Genomic DNA, 17,426 nt, shown 5'->3' with positions numbered 1-17,426 from the left:
GGTATGACCGGAGACTTCGAGGAAGCCATCGAGGAAGGCGCCACTGTCGTGCGCGTCGGTCAGGCCATCTTCGGCAAACGGCCGACGCCTGACGGCCACTACTGGCCGGGTTTCGCCCCCACCGACCGAGGAATTGAACCATGATTTATCGCAAACGGCCTGTCTGCTTTTCCGATCACCCCGCCGATCGTTCCGGCCGGGTCGACGTTGACGCGCTACGGAAACTGGTCAGCCGGCTGATCGCGGCTGAGGTCGATTCCATCGGCCCTGCTCGGGGGCACCGGCATTTATATGTATCTGATCGCGACGAACGACGCTGCGCACAGCTCTACATATAGCTAGGGTGTGAAGGCGTGCGCTAGCGCTCGCATCGGTGCTCCCTAGATCTAATTTGAAAGCGCTTCTAGAAACTACTTCGTTCCCGTGAGCCGACAGGCAGCTTTCGGGCCCTAATGCGACACATTTGGTTCTCGGCTCGGAAGGGTCTTGGCACAACTGAGCCCATGACGAATAGCGGATCCCAGCATGTGAGTGAAGTCGTTCTGACGTTGTTCGATGTTTGTTCGCCCAAAGTCGCATAAGAGGCACAGCGGAACGGGAGCTGAGCAGTTCCTGAACCGCCCGGCGCCTCCAGCGGCGATAATAATTCAGATATTCGCAGATGGGTCGCTCCACTTCCCGATCGGCGAACACCAGCAAGGATATGCCCAGGATACCGCATGGTCTTCGGCGTATACGGCTAGGTGAAGAAACGCACTCTCACAATTATGGACAGGCTACGGCCGTTCGGCAGCGGGCTTCGTCGCTGGCGAGGACGAGGGTGTCGGGTCTACGACGAAATGTCGGAGGTCGGACATGGAAGGCAGCTTACCATTTAGGTCGTTGAAAGCTTTATTCCTTTGGCACGATTAGTGCAACGGATGATCCGCAACGTTGCACACAACCGACACGATGTGAGGGGAGCGTCATCCAGATGTTTGCGTTGACCGTCCCCTCAGTCCCCAGTGGCAGCCGCGCAGGCGCTGGGGTCGCCGGCCAGTCTGATAGCTCATGGATCCAGTCGGCGGAGACAGTAGATAGAATGGGAGAGACACCAGTATGAACTGCGAATGTGATATGGTTGCTTGGGTAAGTGCCATCGCCTTGCTCTGGACGGCCACCGCTGCATCGGCGAACGAAGGCATCTGGATGCCGGCCCAGAGTGCGGAAGTCGGCGCGGCCATGCGCGCGGATGGGCTCCAGATCGATCCCGCGCAGCTGAGCCGTCTGGGCGCTGCCCCGCTTAACGCGATCGTTTCACTGGGCGGATGCTCCGCCTCATTCGTCAGTCCGCAAGGGCTGGTCGCCACCAACCATCACTGCGTGCTGGACTCCATCCAGTACAACAGCAAGGAGAGCCAAAACTATCTCACCAACGGGTTTCTGGCGAAGAGCCTGGGTGAAGAATTGCCTGCGGCGCCCGGCAGCCGCATCTATGTGATCGAGGATATGCGGGATGTGACCGCTGACATGCTCAAGGGCGTCTCAGACAAGCTGAACGGCTTTGCCCGCTATGAGCGGCTCGAAGCGAACCGCAAGGCGCTGATCGCCGCGTGTGAAGAACAGCCCAATCGCCGCTGCGACGTAGGGTCCTATTATGGCGGCGCCTCCTACCATCTCCAGCAGAAGCTCGAAATTCAGGACGTGCGCCTCGTCTATGCGCCCGGGCTCGGCATAGGTAACTTCGGCGGCGAAACGGACAATTGGATGTGGCCGCGCCACACAGGCGACTTTGGCTTTTATCGCGCCTATGTCGCCCCTGATGGTTCATCCCGGCCTTATGCGCGCGACAACGTGCCCTACCGGCCGAAGAACTGGCTGCGCATCGCCTCTAAAGGCGTGCAAGAAGGCGATTTCGTGATGGTCGCCGGCTTTCCCGGAGCAACCAATCGGTTCCTCACCGCCGATGAAGTCCGGTTCAACTTCGCGCACTACGAACCACTGTCCCAGCGTTTGCTCTCGGATTATGCGGCCCAGATCAAGCAAGCCACGGAAGGCAATCGCGAAGCGCAGATCCGCTACGCCTCCATCCTGCGGGGCGTGGAAAACTACAAGAAGAAGCTGGCGGGCGATCTTGCCGGCGCCGACGCGATCGGCCTCGACGCGCGCAAGGCTACCGAGGAGGAAGCTTTTCGCGCCTGGGTCGCTGGGTATCCCGTGCGGCACACGCGCTTTGACGCAGCAATCCGCGAACTGGACGCGATGGTGGGCGAGAATAGCCGGGCTTCGCTGGCGAGGCTGCGCCAGGCGTTGCTCAATCGCGCGCAACTACTGTCATCGGCACGCACTCTCTATCGCTGGACAAAGGAGCACGAGAAGCCCGATGAAGACCGTGAAAGCGGCTTTCAGGATCGTGACCGTAAAGAAATCTCGGATCAGCTGACGCAGATCGAACGCCGCTATTTGCCAGACATCGATCGAAAGCTTTTCGAGGCCGCACTCGACGAATATCGCCGGCTGGATGCAAAGGACCGCGATACTGCTTTCGAAAGCACTTTGGGCCAAATTGGCCTTGACCGACTTTATGCAGACACCAAACTCGCAGACACGGTAATGCGGCTCGGCTGGCTTGACAAGCCCGCTGCTGCCTTCGAGGCGTCGGAGGACCCTTTCATCAAGTTGGCGGTCGCTCTCTATCCCGGCGACATAGCTGCGAAGCACGCTGCGAAGGACCGCGCTGGACGCAGCCAGGCGGCTCGCGCCATCTATATGCACGGCCAGCGTGCCTACCGCCAGGCAATCGGCCAGCCGATGTATCCCGACGCGAATGGCTCGCTGCGCATCACCTGGGGCAAGGTGGCGGGGCGAACACGCGACGGGCAGATCTGGATGCCCTTTACCACGGCCGATGGACTTCTGGCCAAAGAAACGGGCAAGGGTGAGTTCGACGCTCCAGATGCGGCTATCGCAGCGATCCGAGCCAAGGATTATGGCCCCTATGCCGCGCCGGCGCTGGGCACGTTACCGGTCGACTTCCTGTCCACCGCCGACATCACCAACGGCAATAGCGGCTCGGCCACGCTGAACGGACGCGGCGAGTTCGTCGGCCTCGCCTTCGATGGCACGCTTGATGGAGTGATCTCCGATTGGGCATATGCCGCAGACCGCAATCGCAGCATCCATGTCGACAGTCGCTTCATGCTCTGGACCATGGACAAGATTGACGGCGCTAGCCGGTTGCTCAAGGAGATGGGAGTGCTGCCGGAGTCGCGCTCCTGAGCGGGGTAGTCTGGTGGTAGGGAAAGGCAATTCGGGGACATTGACGTGAGCTTGCCACAGCGATCGTTGATCGTGCCCGAATCGGCCGGCGCTCCAATGCATGCGCAACATTCAAAGGTTCGCCAGCGCCTGAGCCGTTGCCCAATACCGTTTCCCCTTGGCATAACTTCAAATGACGTAACTCTGTGCAGTCGGCACCGATGCGCCTGAACATCGCACTTTCATCTTTTTTGCGTGTTTCGCAAACTCTGGACAGGGCTAAATTGCGGACGGCTGTTTCGCTAAGTCCACGCTTGCCGGCGTCTGTCCCCGGGAGAGCTGGCTTGATTTGTCTGAACAGTTTGGCGAGGACCGCGAAATGAAGGCAGCATAGGGAATGGAAGCGCCACGGGCGACGACTCGATAGAAGCGGTTCACCCGTTCGACCAGCGAAGTGACGTTCGTTAATCGCACTACTCAGGGTCCGAGCTGAAGCCCTCCATCGAGGAGCGGTTTTTCTTGAGCATGGCCTCAAGAGACGTGTTGAGGTTATCGTGCAGGCCTTTAGCACGATCCGCGGATGGTCTCAGGCACAGATCGCGCTTCACAACAGTGATGCGGCAAGCATCTGGATGCGAAAGATATTGTTACAGTAGGCGTCTCGAATGACTTCTCCGCGGGACGCCAAAAGCCGTCTCAGGCACCCCTGATTTACTCCCGCGTCTCATGCCGCCATTCGCGTCAATAGCCCTTGTCGGACGAGATCGATGCTCGCGGCAAGTGCGCCGGCGAGATCGTCCAGCGGGTGGGCTGCGTCGACAAACGGTGCGAATGAGAAGGGGCCCGCATAACCGCCATCAAGCAGCGCCCGGATCTGGCTGCCATTGTCGGAACCGACCAGGACGCGATCCGGGTAGATCCAGTGGATCGGATCGTTCACTCTTGAAATGTGCACGAGACCGGTCAGGTCGCAGGAGAAGAACGTCTCCCCGGCGAGCGTGTGATGAAACGTGTCGTGCACGAGGCGGAAGACGGACTGGCCATCAATGGCGGCAATGGCCTTAGCCGCTTCGTTTTTCGATCGAAGCGAGCAGGTCTGGAAGCCCAGCGGCTCGATGAGACCGATCAGGCCGCGCGACTGGAGGATCGGCTTGAGCGCCTTCAAGGCAAAGCGGAGATCGCCCCGGCGCTCGCCATTGGCGGGCCAGGAGCCGTCGTTGACAGGCATTAGCATGAGCGTCTTGGCTCCGCAGGCCGCCGCATAATCGGCGAGCTTGCTCGCTTCGGTCTTGCGGGCGGGTGTCCACTCATTGAAGCGCTGCAAGGCATTGATGGAAATAATCCCAACGCCTGCTTCGGCGGCGGCAGAGCGGACGTCCGCCGCCGGCATGCCGCGTGCAATAGCATTGCTGCGCTGTTGGCTGCGGATCTGGACATCGGTCAGGCCCTGGTCACGGGCAAAAGCGAAAAGTGCCCTGACGTCGAGTCCGGGCGCCGCCATGTGGTCGAGTGCAAAGCGGGGCGCTGCTTGGCGCATGGCTTGGCTTTCCTTCTATGTTCCCGGAAATTTCTCTTTGACGCTATTGCGACACTCGACTTAAGGCAAACGATTAGATCAGATGTTTTTCATCTGAAAAGGAGATGGCTGATGAACAGCGCCGACCTCAGGTTTTTCCAGGCGGTTGTGAGAGCAAACAGCACGGATTGAAGCACAATGGCTGGCCAGGGTGCTCCGCTTGCGCGTGCCATGCGGCCAAACTCATTTCGCCATCGGTTAAGGAGCTTGAGGTCAGCACTGCTGCTGTTAAGACCGAGGTTCAACAATCAAATCGAGATCAGTAAGTGTGACTGTCGTCGAAGGTGACCCGCAGCAGCCGAGTGCCCCATCTGTGGGATGCCTCTCGTTTTGGCAAAACTTGGACAGTCACACGATCTTCGCATGATGGGGTCGGAACAAGAACTGCTCAAAATCGTACGAGGCATTTATCAACCAAAGGCAGCTACGGTTGATTTGATGATGATTCCTCCACCCAGGCTACGGCGCATCTGACGCCCCGTGGCGACGCGAAAAACTCTCAGTAGCTGCAGCGCCGGCGGCACGCGCGACCAGATGGTCCTCAAGACTTCTAGACCATACGGGTTTTCCGAACGGCGCTCCCGGATACCACGCGCTGTGACCATCGGAAGCCAACCTCGTGGAAATACAGGTCGGCATGCTGTGGGCTAATATGATGAAAGACGCCGGCGATGGTACGGCGGACGCGGGAGTTGAAGCCCTCTACCGAATTGACGTGGACGGCATCGCGAACATACTCATCACTGGAACGCTTCACGGTCTCGTGCTTGGCAAAGCTCTCACCAATGGCCATGAATGCTTTCCACTCGTCGCTCATCAAATGAGCTCTCGACTCGATCTGCGCTTCAATGACGCGTTCGCTTGCTCGCGCTGAGAGACCGGTCACGACCGCGGCTCCGTTGCCCCACAGTCGAGAATGCGGATGTCGGGTGTGTGCATCGGTGATACATGCTTGCGCCGCGCGATAGGTCTCGGACCGCGCGTGGAAGGTGCGCATCCAGCCGATCTGGTGCGCGCTGATGCCCTTGGACGCGCTCGCCATTCGCTTCGGACCGAGGTTGGTCGCATCGGCCAGCACGCCAGCCAAACCCCAGCCTCACGCGGCGGCGATGATTTCGAATTGCTCGGCGATGGCGGATTTGGATTGAAGGCGTACCTCGCCTGTCGTTTTCCATCATGTGGATCATCTCGATCCCGCCCAGCGTGGCGATAGCGCTTGCGAATGATTCGAAACCGAGATAGGCCGCACACGACACTTGATGCGCCGGTGATCCTGCTCGATGCGGTTGTCGAGGTACTGGCTCTTTCGGATGCGGATCGGCTTGAGCTGCCGCCGCGACCGATCCCGCAGTCGGCTTTCCGCGTCACAGGAAAGGATCGCCTCGCGATTCGTCTGCTACCGTCGATGACGATGCGCTCGGGGCGGCCGTGACGCTGCAACACCTTGCGCAGGAAGCGTTTGGCCGCCGGCAGATCACGATGCTCGCTGAATCAGAACTCGACGGTGTCGCCGACGCTGTCGATGGCGATAGAGATACATCCAGCGGCCGCGAACCTTGATACAGGTTTCGTCGATATGCCACCTTCCGCCGACGGCACGCTTGCGCCGATTGAAGCGTTTCAGCAGCAAGGGCGAGAAGTGAACGACCCAGCGGTGGATCGTCGAATGATCGATACTGATGCCGCGCTCGGCCATCATTTCCTTCAAATCGCGAAGGCTCAAGCCGTAGGCCAGATACCAGCGAACGCAAAGCAGAATGACGGACTGGTCGAAATGGCGGCCCTTGAACATCTGAACTCTCCGGCGAAACTACCAGAGGCCGTGCCATGCGCCTGGTTACCGAAGACTTTGCAACACAGCCTCGGTGCACATCTTCTGCTGAAAACCCGCACGCAGACCCTCGATGGCTCCCTGCGGTCGACCTTCGGCAATGGTATCCCGGCATGGCGAACGACAATCACGAGAACGGCGAAATGGTCCGCGCGGCTTGACCGCCCCACAAATCCTCATGCTCCCCTCGTACGGGCGTGAAGCATCTCGAGCATCGCAGGCCCGGCGCGCTCGAAGATGGCGACGCCGGCCAGCAATCCTGCGTGCAGTTGCGGGGCAGGATCGGGTTAGCCGCGGAAGGAAGCGGCTTCCATTGCGCATGGGGATATGGAACCAGTCGAGGACATGCTCGCTCGCCTGCGATCATTTCCGCGTGCGACCGGACTTCTTCCCAACTGGCCGGTACGAAAGGTAATATCCTGATTGGGTCTGGACGTCTGCTTCTTGAGAGGGTCGAGAGTACGCCGTTGCAGCTCGCGATCATAGCCGCGCCGTCTTCAGCCAGCGAGCGGCCTACGATCAGCTCGAATTTTTCTTTCGGTCGTCACGGGGCGGATGTACTCGGGAACCGGGCAGGTTCACGCGGGCAAGCATCCTGCATGAAGGATAACCGACAGGCGAGCGTTACCGCTTTCGCTAAGACGCCGCCAATTCCGGCGGCATTGGCGGCCAAGCGAGCGCCGTTCGACGCGCAGGCTATTCGCCGTTGGACTTTAGGAAGGCGACCGTCGCTAAGATCAGCTTGTCCACGGTCTTGGCACTCTGTTCAACGCCGAAACCATGATCAATGGGTTCAGCCCACAGTTCTTCCGGACCGTCGTGATAAGCCAGCAACGACTTGGCGAGAACGGGTTGGGGAAAGACGATGCTATCGCGCGTGCCGACCGCGAGGAACAGCGGCCCCTTGTAGCGCGAGATTTCGCCGGCAGGCTGCACCGCGTAGAGGCTCTCGAAGAAGCGGCCTTTCAAGGGAATTTCCTTCCCATCTCCGACGCGCTTGGCCGGATAGACTTTATCGCCCGCTGTCACAGCTTCCGCCATCTGCTTTTCGCCAAATATGGAGATGAACGCTGCCGGAAGATTGATGCCGGGGTTCCAGAGCACGACAGACTTTAAAGGCGTTTTCGTCCGGCCGGCAACTGCTGTCGTGACCGCACCGCCCAGGCTCATTCCCATCAACGAAATACGTTTGCCCTCGATGCTGTCATGCGCCGATAGGAAGTCGAGCGCTGCTTGTGTGTCCGTTATCTCGGTTTCGACGGTCATGTCTTCGAACTTGCCGTCACTCGCGCCGCTGCCGCGAAAATCGATCCGAAGCGAAGCGATGCCATTCTTTGCGAGCACCGGCGCGGCACGCCCGAACAGGCCTTCCTTCACCGCCTCCGAACTCCATTCGTTGCGGCTGCCGGTGAAACCGTGAAGCATCAGGATGACGGGAGGATTCGCGACATCATCCGCCTGACCATCGTGCCTACGATTGTCTGGCCTTCGACTTGGAACTTGATGATGGCCTCCTTGGCTTGCGCCGAAACTAAAAAAGTTGTCATCAGCATTCCCAGTGACGCTGCAACGGTTCGGTGTAGCTGTTTCATAGCTGCTCTCTGCTTGTTGTTTGAATTTGCGCGGCCGGTCAAAGCTGATGGCGCGGCCGTATCGGACTGGCATTAGACATTGACGTCTTTCACCGCCGCGATGCCTGATTTCCGCGAAGCTCGCCGGTTATGAATTGAGCTCGACCAAGGCCGAAGGACCAATCCGCGTCACCATTTTCTACGATACTGACCACAACATCTGCAGGGTCGATCGCACACACATCCAAAAGCCCTGCCGCAACGAAACGATAGAAGGCCTGTTTGTCGTCAGTTGACCGCGCTCGCGAGATCACCTCGATAATGATCAGCCTGTCACTAAAGACCAAGACCGGTATCCTCCGCGCGCACATGCGATCTCTCGTGTTCGATCAGGATCTGATAGCGATCGGCTGGCGGTACATGGAAAGCCCTGACCACCGCCTCATGGATGCAGTCGAGGATCTTGTCCTGCTCCCCAGGCGATCGGACCTTCAGAAGGTTAATTTTTATCAGCGGCATGGGTCGTGCTCGGAAATAGGAAAGAGGGCGGGGACGCGCACTCGGCGTCCCGGTGAATATTCAGATTGCCCTCGCCGGTAGGCCGGTTGCGGCAGCCTCGGGTTCCCCAGCCAGCGCGCAGGGGAACCAGAGAACATTTACGACTGCGCTCATGATCGCGATCGCAATGGGATAGGCCAGGCCCGCATAGATGTTGCCCGTGTAGGCAACCAGCGACAGGTTAATGAGGGGAACAAAGCCGCCAAACACGCCTGTGCCGATGTGATAGGGCAGCGAGAGCGAGGTGTAGCGCAATTTCGCCGGGAAGAGCTCGACGAGGAAAGCTGCCATAGGGCCATAGACCAATCCTACGAAAACGAGTTGGGCGACGATCAGCGCTGTTACCAAAACGAAGTTCTTGGCAGCGACGGCGGCGGCGATGCCCTGATAGATTGGAACATAGAACGCGGCTGCCAGAATGAAACCGGTGACAATCAACTTGCGGCGGCCGATCCGGTCGGACAAGGCGCCGAAGAAAGCGATGAGGGGCGTTCCGATCACCAAAGCAGCAGCAAGGCAAATGTTCGCTGTCAGGAAGTCAAGCTTCAGCACGCTCTGCAAGAAATACAGTGCGTAGAACTGGCCTGTATACCAAACGCACCCTAGGCCGGCGGTCGCCCCGAACAATGCAAAGGCTGCATAACGCACACCATGACCGGTGGCGAAACTCTCACGGATTGGGCTCTTTGCGGTCTTCCCGCCTTTGCGAAGCTCTTCGAAGACCGGAGATTCGCTCAGCTTGAGGCGCAGATAAAGGGACAGCACGATCAAAACCGATGATAGCAGGAACGGAATTCTCCAACCCCATTGCTTGAAGAGTTCTTCGCCGAGCGACAGCCGGCACGTAAGCACGACGACGATCGCCAGAAAAAAGCCGATGGTTGCAGTTGTCTGGATAAAGCTCGTGAAAAACCCGCGCCGCTTCGCCGGTGCGTGTTCTGCAACGTAAACGGCGGCGCCGCGGTATTCGCCGCCGATCGCCAATCCCTGGATGAGCCGAAGGACCACAAGAGCGATCGGCGCGAAATATCCCGCGATCTCAAAGGTTGGCAAGACGCCGACGAGCGCGGTCGCAATGCCCATCAGAATGAGCGTCATCAAGAACGTGCTCTTGCGTCCGACGCGGTCGCCGATGCTGCCGAACAGCAGGGCTCTGTGACAAAGGTTGCGACGCTGATCAGAACAGCTGCCGTCGGTTCATTGGCAGGGTAGAAGAGCGTTGAGAAGAAAATCGCCAGACTTCGTAAAGATGGAAGTCATACCATTCGATGACCGTGCCGGCGCTTGATGCAAGGACGACGGTCCAAATACCTGGTTTTTGGGCGGAGTCGCCCCTTTCCTGTAGCTGTTGCATGCTGCAGTTCCCCTTTTATGTTTTTGAAAGCAGTCGGCCCTCTTCTTCAGGGCCGTAGTTACTCAGCTCGCGATGCGCGGATCGAATGCGTAGACGCCAAGCCGTTCGCTTGCCTCGCGCACCGTTCGGCGGACGATGTCCTTCGCCGATGGCAGATCGTTGATGAGGCCCACCGCCTCACCGACAGTCACGTTGGCCGTGTCATAGTCGCCAGAGGCCCATGCCGCCTCGACTTTCGACAATTCTTCGGAATGCAGCATGCGCAGCTCTTCTTCCCGCCCGTGCCACTTGTCGACGAAGCCGTTTTTGAGCAGTCGGCCGGTATAGCCAGCCGGCCAAGCCTTCTGACGGACGATATCGTAGACGGAAGTCCGGATTGTCTCGTCGCCAGAGGCAGCGACTACCTTGTCCTTGGCTGCCGGATGGATGAGCGACTCTCGCGTAGCCCAGAACCTGGTTCCCATCAGGACCCCGTCTGCTCCGAGCATCAGCGAAGCGGCCAAGCCCCTACCGTCGGCAATCCCGCCTGCCGCCACGACAATGACAGAAGGCGAAATCTTTGCCACCAGATCCACGACTGCGGGAACGAAGGGCATGGTTGACCGCGCAACCAGGCCATGGCCGCCGGCCTCGGTCCCCTGAACAATAAGAACGTCGGCGCCAACGTCGATTGCGCGCCGGGCATGTTCGAGTGTGTGGATCATGCAAATCAGCGGAACACCCGCCTGCTTGACCCGTGCCGCGAGCTTCGCCGGATCCGAAAACGAAAGCATCATCGCGGACGGACGCTCCGCAAGTGCGCGGTCAAACAGATCAAGGTCGGCTTCGACTGCCCAGGCGATGAACCCGCAGCCAACGCGTTCATTGGTAATCAGCGACGACTCTGTTTCGTACCATTGACGATCAGCATATCCCCCACCCAACAGGCCCAGACCGCCGGCGTCGGCGACGGCGGACGCAAGCGCGCCACCCGCGGCCGGTGTCATCGGGGCAAGGATGATGGGATGCTCGATTTCGAAAAATTCTGTCAGACGCGTTCGTATCGTCATCAATACTTCTCCCAGCTTGAGGAAGTTCCCGGAATTTTTCTTTGACGCTATTGCGACACTTGACTTAAGACAAACGATTAGATCAGATGTTTTTCATCTGAAAAGGAGATGGCCGATGAACAGCGCCGACCTCAGGTTTTTCCAGGCGGTGGTGAGAGCAAACAGTATCGGAGGGGCTGCCGGTGTGCTCAACACGGTGCAATCCAACGTCACCGCGAGAATAAAATCGCTTGAGGAGGAAATCGGTGCTCCGCTTTTTCATCGGTCCAGGCGAGGGGTTACACTGACAGCCACCGGCATTCAGCTCGTTCCCTATGCCGAGCGCGTCGGAGAGCTTCTGGACGAAGCCAAGCGCGTCGTCACAGACCGCGGTACGCCGTGCGGTTTACTCAGGATCGGCTCCATGGAGACCACTGCAGCGCTTCGCCTTCCACCGATCCTGATCCGCTATGCTGCAGAATATCCAGAGGTCGACGTACTGGTGGAGGCTGCCCCGACGGAACAGCTCGTCAGCGAGGTCGTCGGACGCAAACTGGATGGCGCGTTCGTCTCCGGCCCCATCGCTCATCCCGAACTGAAGAGCCTATCGATCGTCGAAGAGGAGCTCGTTGTGATCTCCTCGCCGCGGTTTCGCGAGCTTTCGGATCTGAAGGCCTTGGCCGCATCGCCGGCTCTGAAGGTCCTCGCTTTTCGATCGGGCTGTTCCTATCGCCGGCGCATGGACATGTTCCTGGCGGCGTGTGGGGTAACGCATGTCCGCTGGATGGAACTCGGAACAATGGACGGGATCATCGGCTGCGTCGCCGCCGGGTTAGGGATGGCCATGCTACCTCGGGGGGTCGTTCAGGATGCGGCAGCCGACGGACAGGTCATCATACACCCGCTACCTGACAATCTGCGGTCGGCGCCGACTGTTTTTGTGACGCGGAGCGACGAGTATCTCTCCGCGGCACTTCAGGCTTTCATGGCGGTGGCGTCTGAGGCGCATTCACGGCCTCAGCCGGCAGGACCAGAGCCGGCCCGACAACTGCAGCGGGCTTAAGAAAGGTGGAGCAAAAACAAGGGGTCAGTCAGATCTATCTGACGCATCACCAGCATCTTTGCGATATCGCCCGGCGGGTTTGCCCCAATGCGCGCATACACGAGCTGGCCGTGCCGCTCGAGCCGGAACGCCGAGCTGCGTGACACGTCGAAGCCCAGAGCTGCCCTATCAAGGCCGGCCGGGCCGGCGACCAGCACCCGGCAGCCGGGCAGCGCGCCAAAACGACCCCGCCCGTCATATGAACTGCATCCCTCATAGTGCGTCGCAACATTTTGATGCTGCACTGCGGAACTTTGCGGTAAAGCGGGAGTTCTCTGTGCTTCTAGCAAGCGAGGGCTCGATGAGGCGCTACAAGATTCTGCCGTCGGAACCAGGGCTGTGGTCTGTGATCGATAGCCTGACCGGGCTTCCCGCCGAGAGATACGGTCGGCCGCTCACCGGGCTGACCCGGTACGAAGCCGAAGAGGCTGCCTTTAACCTCAGCGAGAGCACTCCGCCATGGATGGCCTTGGTCAGACGTCGCAGACCTTAATCAAGGCTGCCGAATCCACGGATGGTCGAACGCGATGCGCCTCCCACTCCATCACACCCTTTCGCGTAACCTCTCACCTCTTCCTTCTGGATGCGTGCGTCATGGCAGGGGGCGCATGTGCTCCCCAGTTCGCCCTGGCATAAGAGCCGGACCGTCGCGGTGCGCCACCAGATGGTTGGCGACCGTGGCCGGAATCGTCGCCCGTTCTCTTGCCGATGAAGTGCGGGGTGCCCGACACCGAAATGGCGCGCGAGCCTTCTGCCGATCTTGACACGGGCGATCGACTGGAACCTCATCGAGCAGCAGTATGACGAATTGATCAAATATGCGGCGGCCCTGCAGCACCGCACGGCCGATGCGGAATCGATCCTGCGCCGCTTTGCGCGGGCGAGCGTGCAGCGCCCAAGCTACAGGGCGCTGGCCCAACTCGGCAAGGCAATCAAGACCATTTTTCTCACCGCTATCTCGGCTCGGAAGCCTTCCGGCGCGAAATCCACGAAGTGTCGCTTGGCAGTTAATAGTGAGAACGCAGTCGTTGAGTCAGGTTTGGCAGTTTATTGCGAGAATGGCGTAGCTCGGATTCTTCATTTTAACTGCAATAGCATCAGTGCAGTGGTGCTGAACTCCCTGGCGAGGCGACCGGCATCTTCGTGCTGGAGGAGAATATCGGACCGGTGCGTTGCGCGGTGAGCAAGCACGACGGCCCGACCTTCGACGAGTTCGATCTGGCGAAACTGCCGCTCTTTCGCAACGTGGTCGATCTTCAGCGACAGCCTAGCGACCCCGGCTTCTAAACGCCGTCATGGAGTAGCTCCTGCACTCGTTCGACCGAAATGTCCGATTCAAAGATCAGGTCGTGAGGGAATGTCCTCCCCGCAGATGATCGGCAGTCGCTCGATCGCGCGACGCGTGGGATCGGCTTCTTCCGTGAACCCGCAGGTCGATATCAGAAAAAGGTTGCGGCGGTTACCGCGAACTCATGGCTGGTGCAGCAAGCGCTCTTTTCAGCAAGCGCCCTGGTCGGGAGCCGGTGAGGATGAAATTCGGCTCGGGTGCGACGATTACATGCTCGAGGTTCCATCCGGTCTTCCCGAGCATGTCTATAGCGACCTTTTTGTGTCCGAAACTGAACAAGAGTGTCGGAGCCCCACCCGCTGGCCGTTACAGCCAAGCACCGGCTGGCGAGCAAGCGGTGGAACGAAACGGAGCGCAAATCCGGCACGGAAATTGCGCTGATCTCGTAAGTGAGACGTCGGCAGGGCGTCGTGGAGGACCGAGAAATCAACCAGGAGCGTGCTCGATGCCCGCAATGAGACGGCCAGAACAGGACGATGAACCCAGCCACACCTGGGGAGCTGGAACGCTATAGCCAGCCGCGGCGCCTCCTTATAGATCGCGCCTGCTTCAGCCAAGCCGTCCACCAGCACTACGAGGGCCACCCTATGCAGCTCTCGAACGTGGCCACAGCGCGCATGTTCATTCAAGTGCGCCCCTCAGCCTTGCGTGGTCCGCTCGAAGCGCACCGGGAACGCATTGTGTGTAGACGAGGAACCTGCGCTTGGCAGTTAAGGGGGCGCGCGCTCTCGCACTCCTCCGATGCGCCCACCCATTCTTCTGATCAGCCGGTTTGACCCGCCATGTCGCCTTCGCATTTCATCTATCGCCCCTTTGAGACGCTTATCCGCCCGCTGGATATCCCCTACGCGCCTTTGCCGGCAACAGGTCCGTTTGCGCTGCTTCTGCATTTCGCACGCATGTTCCGTGGCGTGCTGGCGGCCATCGCCGTCTTCATGATGGCGGTCGAGGGAATCAACCTCGCGGTGATCTGGGGCATGTATATCATTGTGGACGGGGTGAGCAGGAACGGTGCGGCGGTTTTCCTTGAGGAAGCTTGGCCTATGCTCACGTTCCTCGGCCTGCTGATGTTCCCCGTGCAACCGCTGCTGATGTTCATCGCCAAGACATTGGGTTCCCAGGCAGTGTCCGTATGCATGCCCGCGGCTATGCAATGGCATGGCTACAAGGCGGTCGAACGTCAGGACCTTGCATTCTTCCACGATCTCTTCGCCGGCCAGGTGGCGTCGCGCATTTCGCAACTCGCCGCCGCCGTGCAGCAGCAGATCGTCGTAGCGTCTTCCAGCATACCGTATTTTCTCGTGCAGTTTCTCGGTTCGCTTTCGCTGCTTGCCACGCTGTCCTGGCCGCTGGCGCTTCCGGTCTTTTTTTGGATCGTGGCGAACGTCACAGTCGCGGTTGTGGCAGTGCCATATTTTGCCGTGCGGTCCCGCCACTCTGCCCGCGCGCGCAGCCTCGTCGTCGGCGCCATGACCGACCTCTACAGCAACATCCACGTGGTCAAGCTGTTTGCGGCCGAAGACAGCGAGGCGGACGCAATGCGCACCATCATGGGAGATGCCATTGAGACGCAACAGCTTGAACGGCGCATCCACTTAACAAGCGACACCAGCGTCGTCCTGCTGAACGTACTTCTTTCGCTGACCAACATCGCCGTCGGGCTCTGGGGACTCGTGGCCGGTTTTGTCACCACCGGCCAATTTGTTGCTTCAATCGCACTCGTTCAGCGGCTCAACGCCAACTCCCTGGCCTTTCTCCAGCTAGGACAGCAGATATTCCAGGCTGTGGGCACGATACGCGACGCGATGCCGGTCATCACCACGCCTTCAACGGTAACCGATGTCTCTGGAGCCAGGCCGCTGGCCGTTGTCGCCGGCGCGGTCGAGTTCAGAGATATCCGGTTCGAGTACCGGCAAGGAAAAGGGGTAATCGAGAATCTATCGCTCAGGGTCCGCGCCGGCGAGAAGGTCGGGCTCGTCGGCATGTCGGGGTCCGGCAAGTCAACGCTTGTCAGCCTGCTTCTGCGGTTCTTCGACGTAAACGATGGCGCAATCGTCGTCGACGGCCAGGATATCCGTTCGGTGACGCAGGCAAGCCTGCGTCAGAATATCGGGGTCGTGACCCAGGATGTCTCGTTGCTCCATCGCTCTGTCGGGGACAATATCCGTTACGGCCGGCCGGATGCCTCGCCGGAGGAGGTCGAACGCGCCGCAATGCTGGCCGATGCGGACGGTTTCGTGGCCGATCTCAAGGACAGCGAAAACCGCACCGGCTACGATGCTTTCGTCGGTGACCGCGGGGTGAAGCTTTCTGGCGGCCAGCGTCAGCGGGTCGCCATCGCTCGGGTGCTGCTTAAGGACGCGCCAATCCTCCTTCTAGACGAGGCGACTTCTGCCCTGGACAGTGAAGCCGAGGCGGCGGTCCAAGAAAAACTCGAGCTTATAATGGAGGGCAAGACGGTGATCGCCATTGCCCACCGCCTGTCGACGATTGCCAGCATGGACAGGATCGTCGTGCTCGACAAAGGGCGCATCGTTGAGGAGGGCTCCCCCTCGGAGCTACTCAAACGCGACGGCCTGTATGCCCGCCTGTGGCGGCGGCAGACCGGCGGCCCCATTGCCGACAGTTCCGAGGAGAGATAAGCCGACTGGAAGGTCGTTCGTCACGGCTCCGCGCTGCTCGCAATGCTTGGATGTTGTCGTAGAGAGCGGGCATGTTCGCGTTAGACAAATCTCGGCTTTCGCCGCCTCCGTCGCAAATGTGTGGGAATGGGCGACGAGATTGCCACAAGAGCTCTTCGGTTCTATCGCGAGAAGCTGACCGCCCGCGGCCGTGCCGATGCTGGTACCGCCGAGTCTTAACTTCGTCTCCGACCGTTCCCATCCTCACTGTCGTCGACGATTGGACGCGGGACACAAAGCGCGTTGCTGAGGCGGTGCCCGAACGTGCAAGGACACAGAAGCTTACGATACGAGGGGTGAGCCGAGTCGAAAAACGCATTGGAAACTCCGTCTGGTGCAATCCGGACCGGGTCACAAGGCGTGGTACAAGAGTTGGGTGACGCAACACCGCTGGTTAATTGCGCCGGTGCTATCGCGGCCTCTGGTCCGCAACGGCGCAGGCAACACCCCGAGGAGCAGGGGCGCATGGCAGATTGCCCCAACCGGCTCGACGTCGCCATGCTCGACGAGCTTCGGGAATTGGGATCGGCGAACGCATGACCGGCAGGGCCGGGGGGTGGCTCGTTTGCCGATGCCACTGCAATTGGCCCCGCAACGGGGTCGCGAGCCGGAATTCAACCAGGCCGTTCGCCCTAAAACTGATCCAGCTCAAGGCAGCCCACCGCTACCCATGTAGAACGGGCAACGAGCGCGGTGCGCACCAGACAAAGGGCAATGACCAAAGCCGTCCTCGACATCGCATCGGAGTTCAACGTCTTTGCACCAATGCCCAGGAATGGTCGACGCGACAAACAACTCACGCGTACAGGCGCTGAGAGCCGCCGACGTTTAACGGAAAATCACAAACGGGCTATCCCGATCCCTGGGGGCCAAGGAGGCCGCCCCATGAATCGCTGCACATCATCAGTTGCAACTCTTGCTTTCGCCACCGTCTGCACATTGTCTGCCGTCGCTACGGCGGCGGATCGGACCATCTATGCAGCGCCCGACAAGAGCCTCGTGTTTCTTAGTGGCGTCGGCTACACGTGGCTCAAGGCCAACGAGCTTGTCTACGACAGGGGCAGATCACAATGGGCACGAACAATCCGCCGCTTTCGCCCGAGGACGTCGAACGCTTCGGGCCTGATCCCCTTACCAGCT

Annotated in this window: 9 protein-coding genes and 9 pseudogenes; 9 read left to right on the top strand and 9 right to left on the bottom strand. The window is 59.7% G+C overall.

Annotation, left to right across the window (positions count from 1 at the left end):
- The 4 genes and pseudogenes from AC0L2K_RS33765 to AC0L2K_RS33750 all read left to right on the top strand — a co-directional run.
- Positions 1 to 144, top strand: a pseudogene (locus AC0L2K_RS33765) (YggS family pyridoxal phosphate-dependent enzyme); the annotation flags it as partial.
- Between the two features lie 3 nt (positions 145 to 147).
- Positions 148 to 300 (top strand): annotated as a pseudogene (locus tag AC0L2K_RS33760) (dihydrodipicolinate synthase family protein); the annotation flags it as partial.
- A gap of 843 nt (positions 301 to 1,143) precedes the next feature.
- A complete protein-coding gene (locus tag AC0L2K_RS33755) occupies positions 1,144 to 3,258 on the top strand; it encodes a S46 family peptidase (RefSeq protein WP_473533497.1) in 2,115 nt (704 codons plus the stop codon).
- A gap of 578 nt (positions 3,259 to 3,836) precedes the next feature.
- Positions 3,837 to 3,947, top strand: a pseudogene (locus AC0L2K_RS33750) (LysR family transcriptional regulator); the annotation flags it as partial.
- 14 nt (positions 3,948 to 3,961) lie between these two features.
- Here the strand turns inward: AC0L2K_RS33750 and AC0L2K_RS33745 are convergent.
- The 9 genes and pseudogenes from AC0L2K_RS33745 to AC0L2K_RS33705 form a co-directional block, all read right to left on the bottom strand.
- Entirely contained in the window at positions 3,962 to 4,738 is a 777-nt protein-coding gene (locus AC0L2K_RS33745; protein WP_473533500.1) for a TIM barrel protein, read from the bottom strand.
- Positions 4,739 to 5,223: 485 nt separating this feature from the next.
- Positions 5,224 to 5,855 (bottom strand): annotated as a pseudogene (locus AC0L2K_RS33740) (IS1595 family transposase).
- 54 nt (positions 5,856 to 5,909) lie between these two features.
- Positions 5,910 to 6,605, bottom strand: a pseudogene (locus tag AC0L2K_RS33735) (IS6 family transposase).
- Positions 6,606 to 6,959: 354 nt separating this feature from the next.
- Positions 6,960 to 7,226 (bottom strand): annotated as a pseudogene (locus AC0L2K_RS33730) (ISKra4 family transposase); the annotation flags it as partial.
- 114 nt (positions 7,227 to 7,340) lie between these two features.
- The gene (locus AC0L2K_RS33725; protein WP_473533496.1) at positions 7,341 to 8,309 is read right to left on the bottom strand and encodes an alpha/beta hydrolase family protein; all 969 of its coding nucleotides are present in this window, start codon (positions 8,307 to 8,309) and stop codon (positions 7,341 to 7,343) included.
- 16 nt (positions 8,310 to 8,325) lie between these two features.
- Positions 8,326 to 8,562, bottom strand: a complete 237-nt coding sequence (locus AC0L2K_RS33720) for a tautomerase family protein (RefSeq protein WP_473533495.1) — start codon at positions 8,560 to 8,562, stop codon at positions 8,326 to 8,328.
- Entirely contained in the window at positions 8,552 to 8,734 is a 183-nt protein-coding gene (locus AC0L2K_RS33715) for a tautomerase family protein (protein WP_473533494.1), read from the bottom strand. Before AC0L2K_RS33715 ends, AC0L2K_RS33720 begins: the two co-directional genes overlap by 11 nt.
- 60 nt (positions 8,735 to 8,794) lie before the next feature.
- Positions 8,795 to 9,871, bottom strand: coding sequence for an MFS transporter (locus AC0L2K_RS33710; protein WP_473533499.1), 1,077 nt, complete (start codon positions 9,869 to 9,871; stop codon positions 8,795 to 8,797).
- A gap of 318 nt (positions 9,872 to 10,189) precedes the next feature.
- The gene (locus AC0L2K_RS33705) at positions 10,190 to 11,113 is read right to left on the bottom strand and encodes an NAD(P)H-dependent flavin oxidoreductase (RefSeq protein ID WP_473533498.1); all 924 of its coding nucleotides are present in this window, start codon (positions 11,111 to 11,113) and stop codon (positions 10,190 to 10,192) included.
- A gap of 178 nt (positions 11,114 to 11,291) precedes the next feature.
- Here AC0L2K_RS33705 and AC0L2K_RS33700 point away from each other — a divergent pair, with 178 nt between their 5' ends.
- From AC0L2K_RS33700 to AC0L2K_RS33680, 5 genes and pseudogenes are all read left to right on the top strand, one after another.
- Entirely contained in the window at positions 11,292 to 12,218 is a 927-nt protein-coding gene (locus tag AC0L2K_RS33700; RefSeq protein WP_473533493.1) for a LysR family transcriptional regulator, read from the top strand.
- A 787-nt stretch (positions 12,219 to 13,005) separates the two neighbouring features.
- Positions 13,006 to 13,247 (top strand): annotated as a pseudogene (locus tag AC0L2K_RS33695) (Tn3 family transposase); the annotation flags it as partial.
- A gap of 132 nt (positions 13,248 to 13,379) precedes the next feature.
- Positions 13,380 to 13,490, top strand: a pseudogene (locus tag AC0L2K_RS33690) (phenazine biosynthesis protein PhzF); the annotation flags it as partial.
- Between the two features lie 897 nt (positions 13,491 to 14,387).
- Entirely contained in the window at positions 14,388 to 16,247 is a 1,860-nt protein-coding gene (locus AC0L2K_RS33685; RefSeq protein WP_473533492.1) for an ABC transporter ATP-binding protein, read from the top strand.
- A gap of 924 nt (positions 16,248 to 17,171) precedes the next feature.
- Positions 17,172 to 17,426 (top strand): annotated as a pseudogene (locus tag AC0L2K_RS33680) (hypothetical protein); the annotation flags it as partial.

The organism is Mesorhizobium sp. WSM4817, assembly GCF_055811135.1.
The sequence above is the reverse complement of the archived record's forward strand: the minus strand, read 5'-3'. Positions and strand labels throughout refer to the sequence as shown.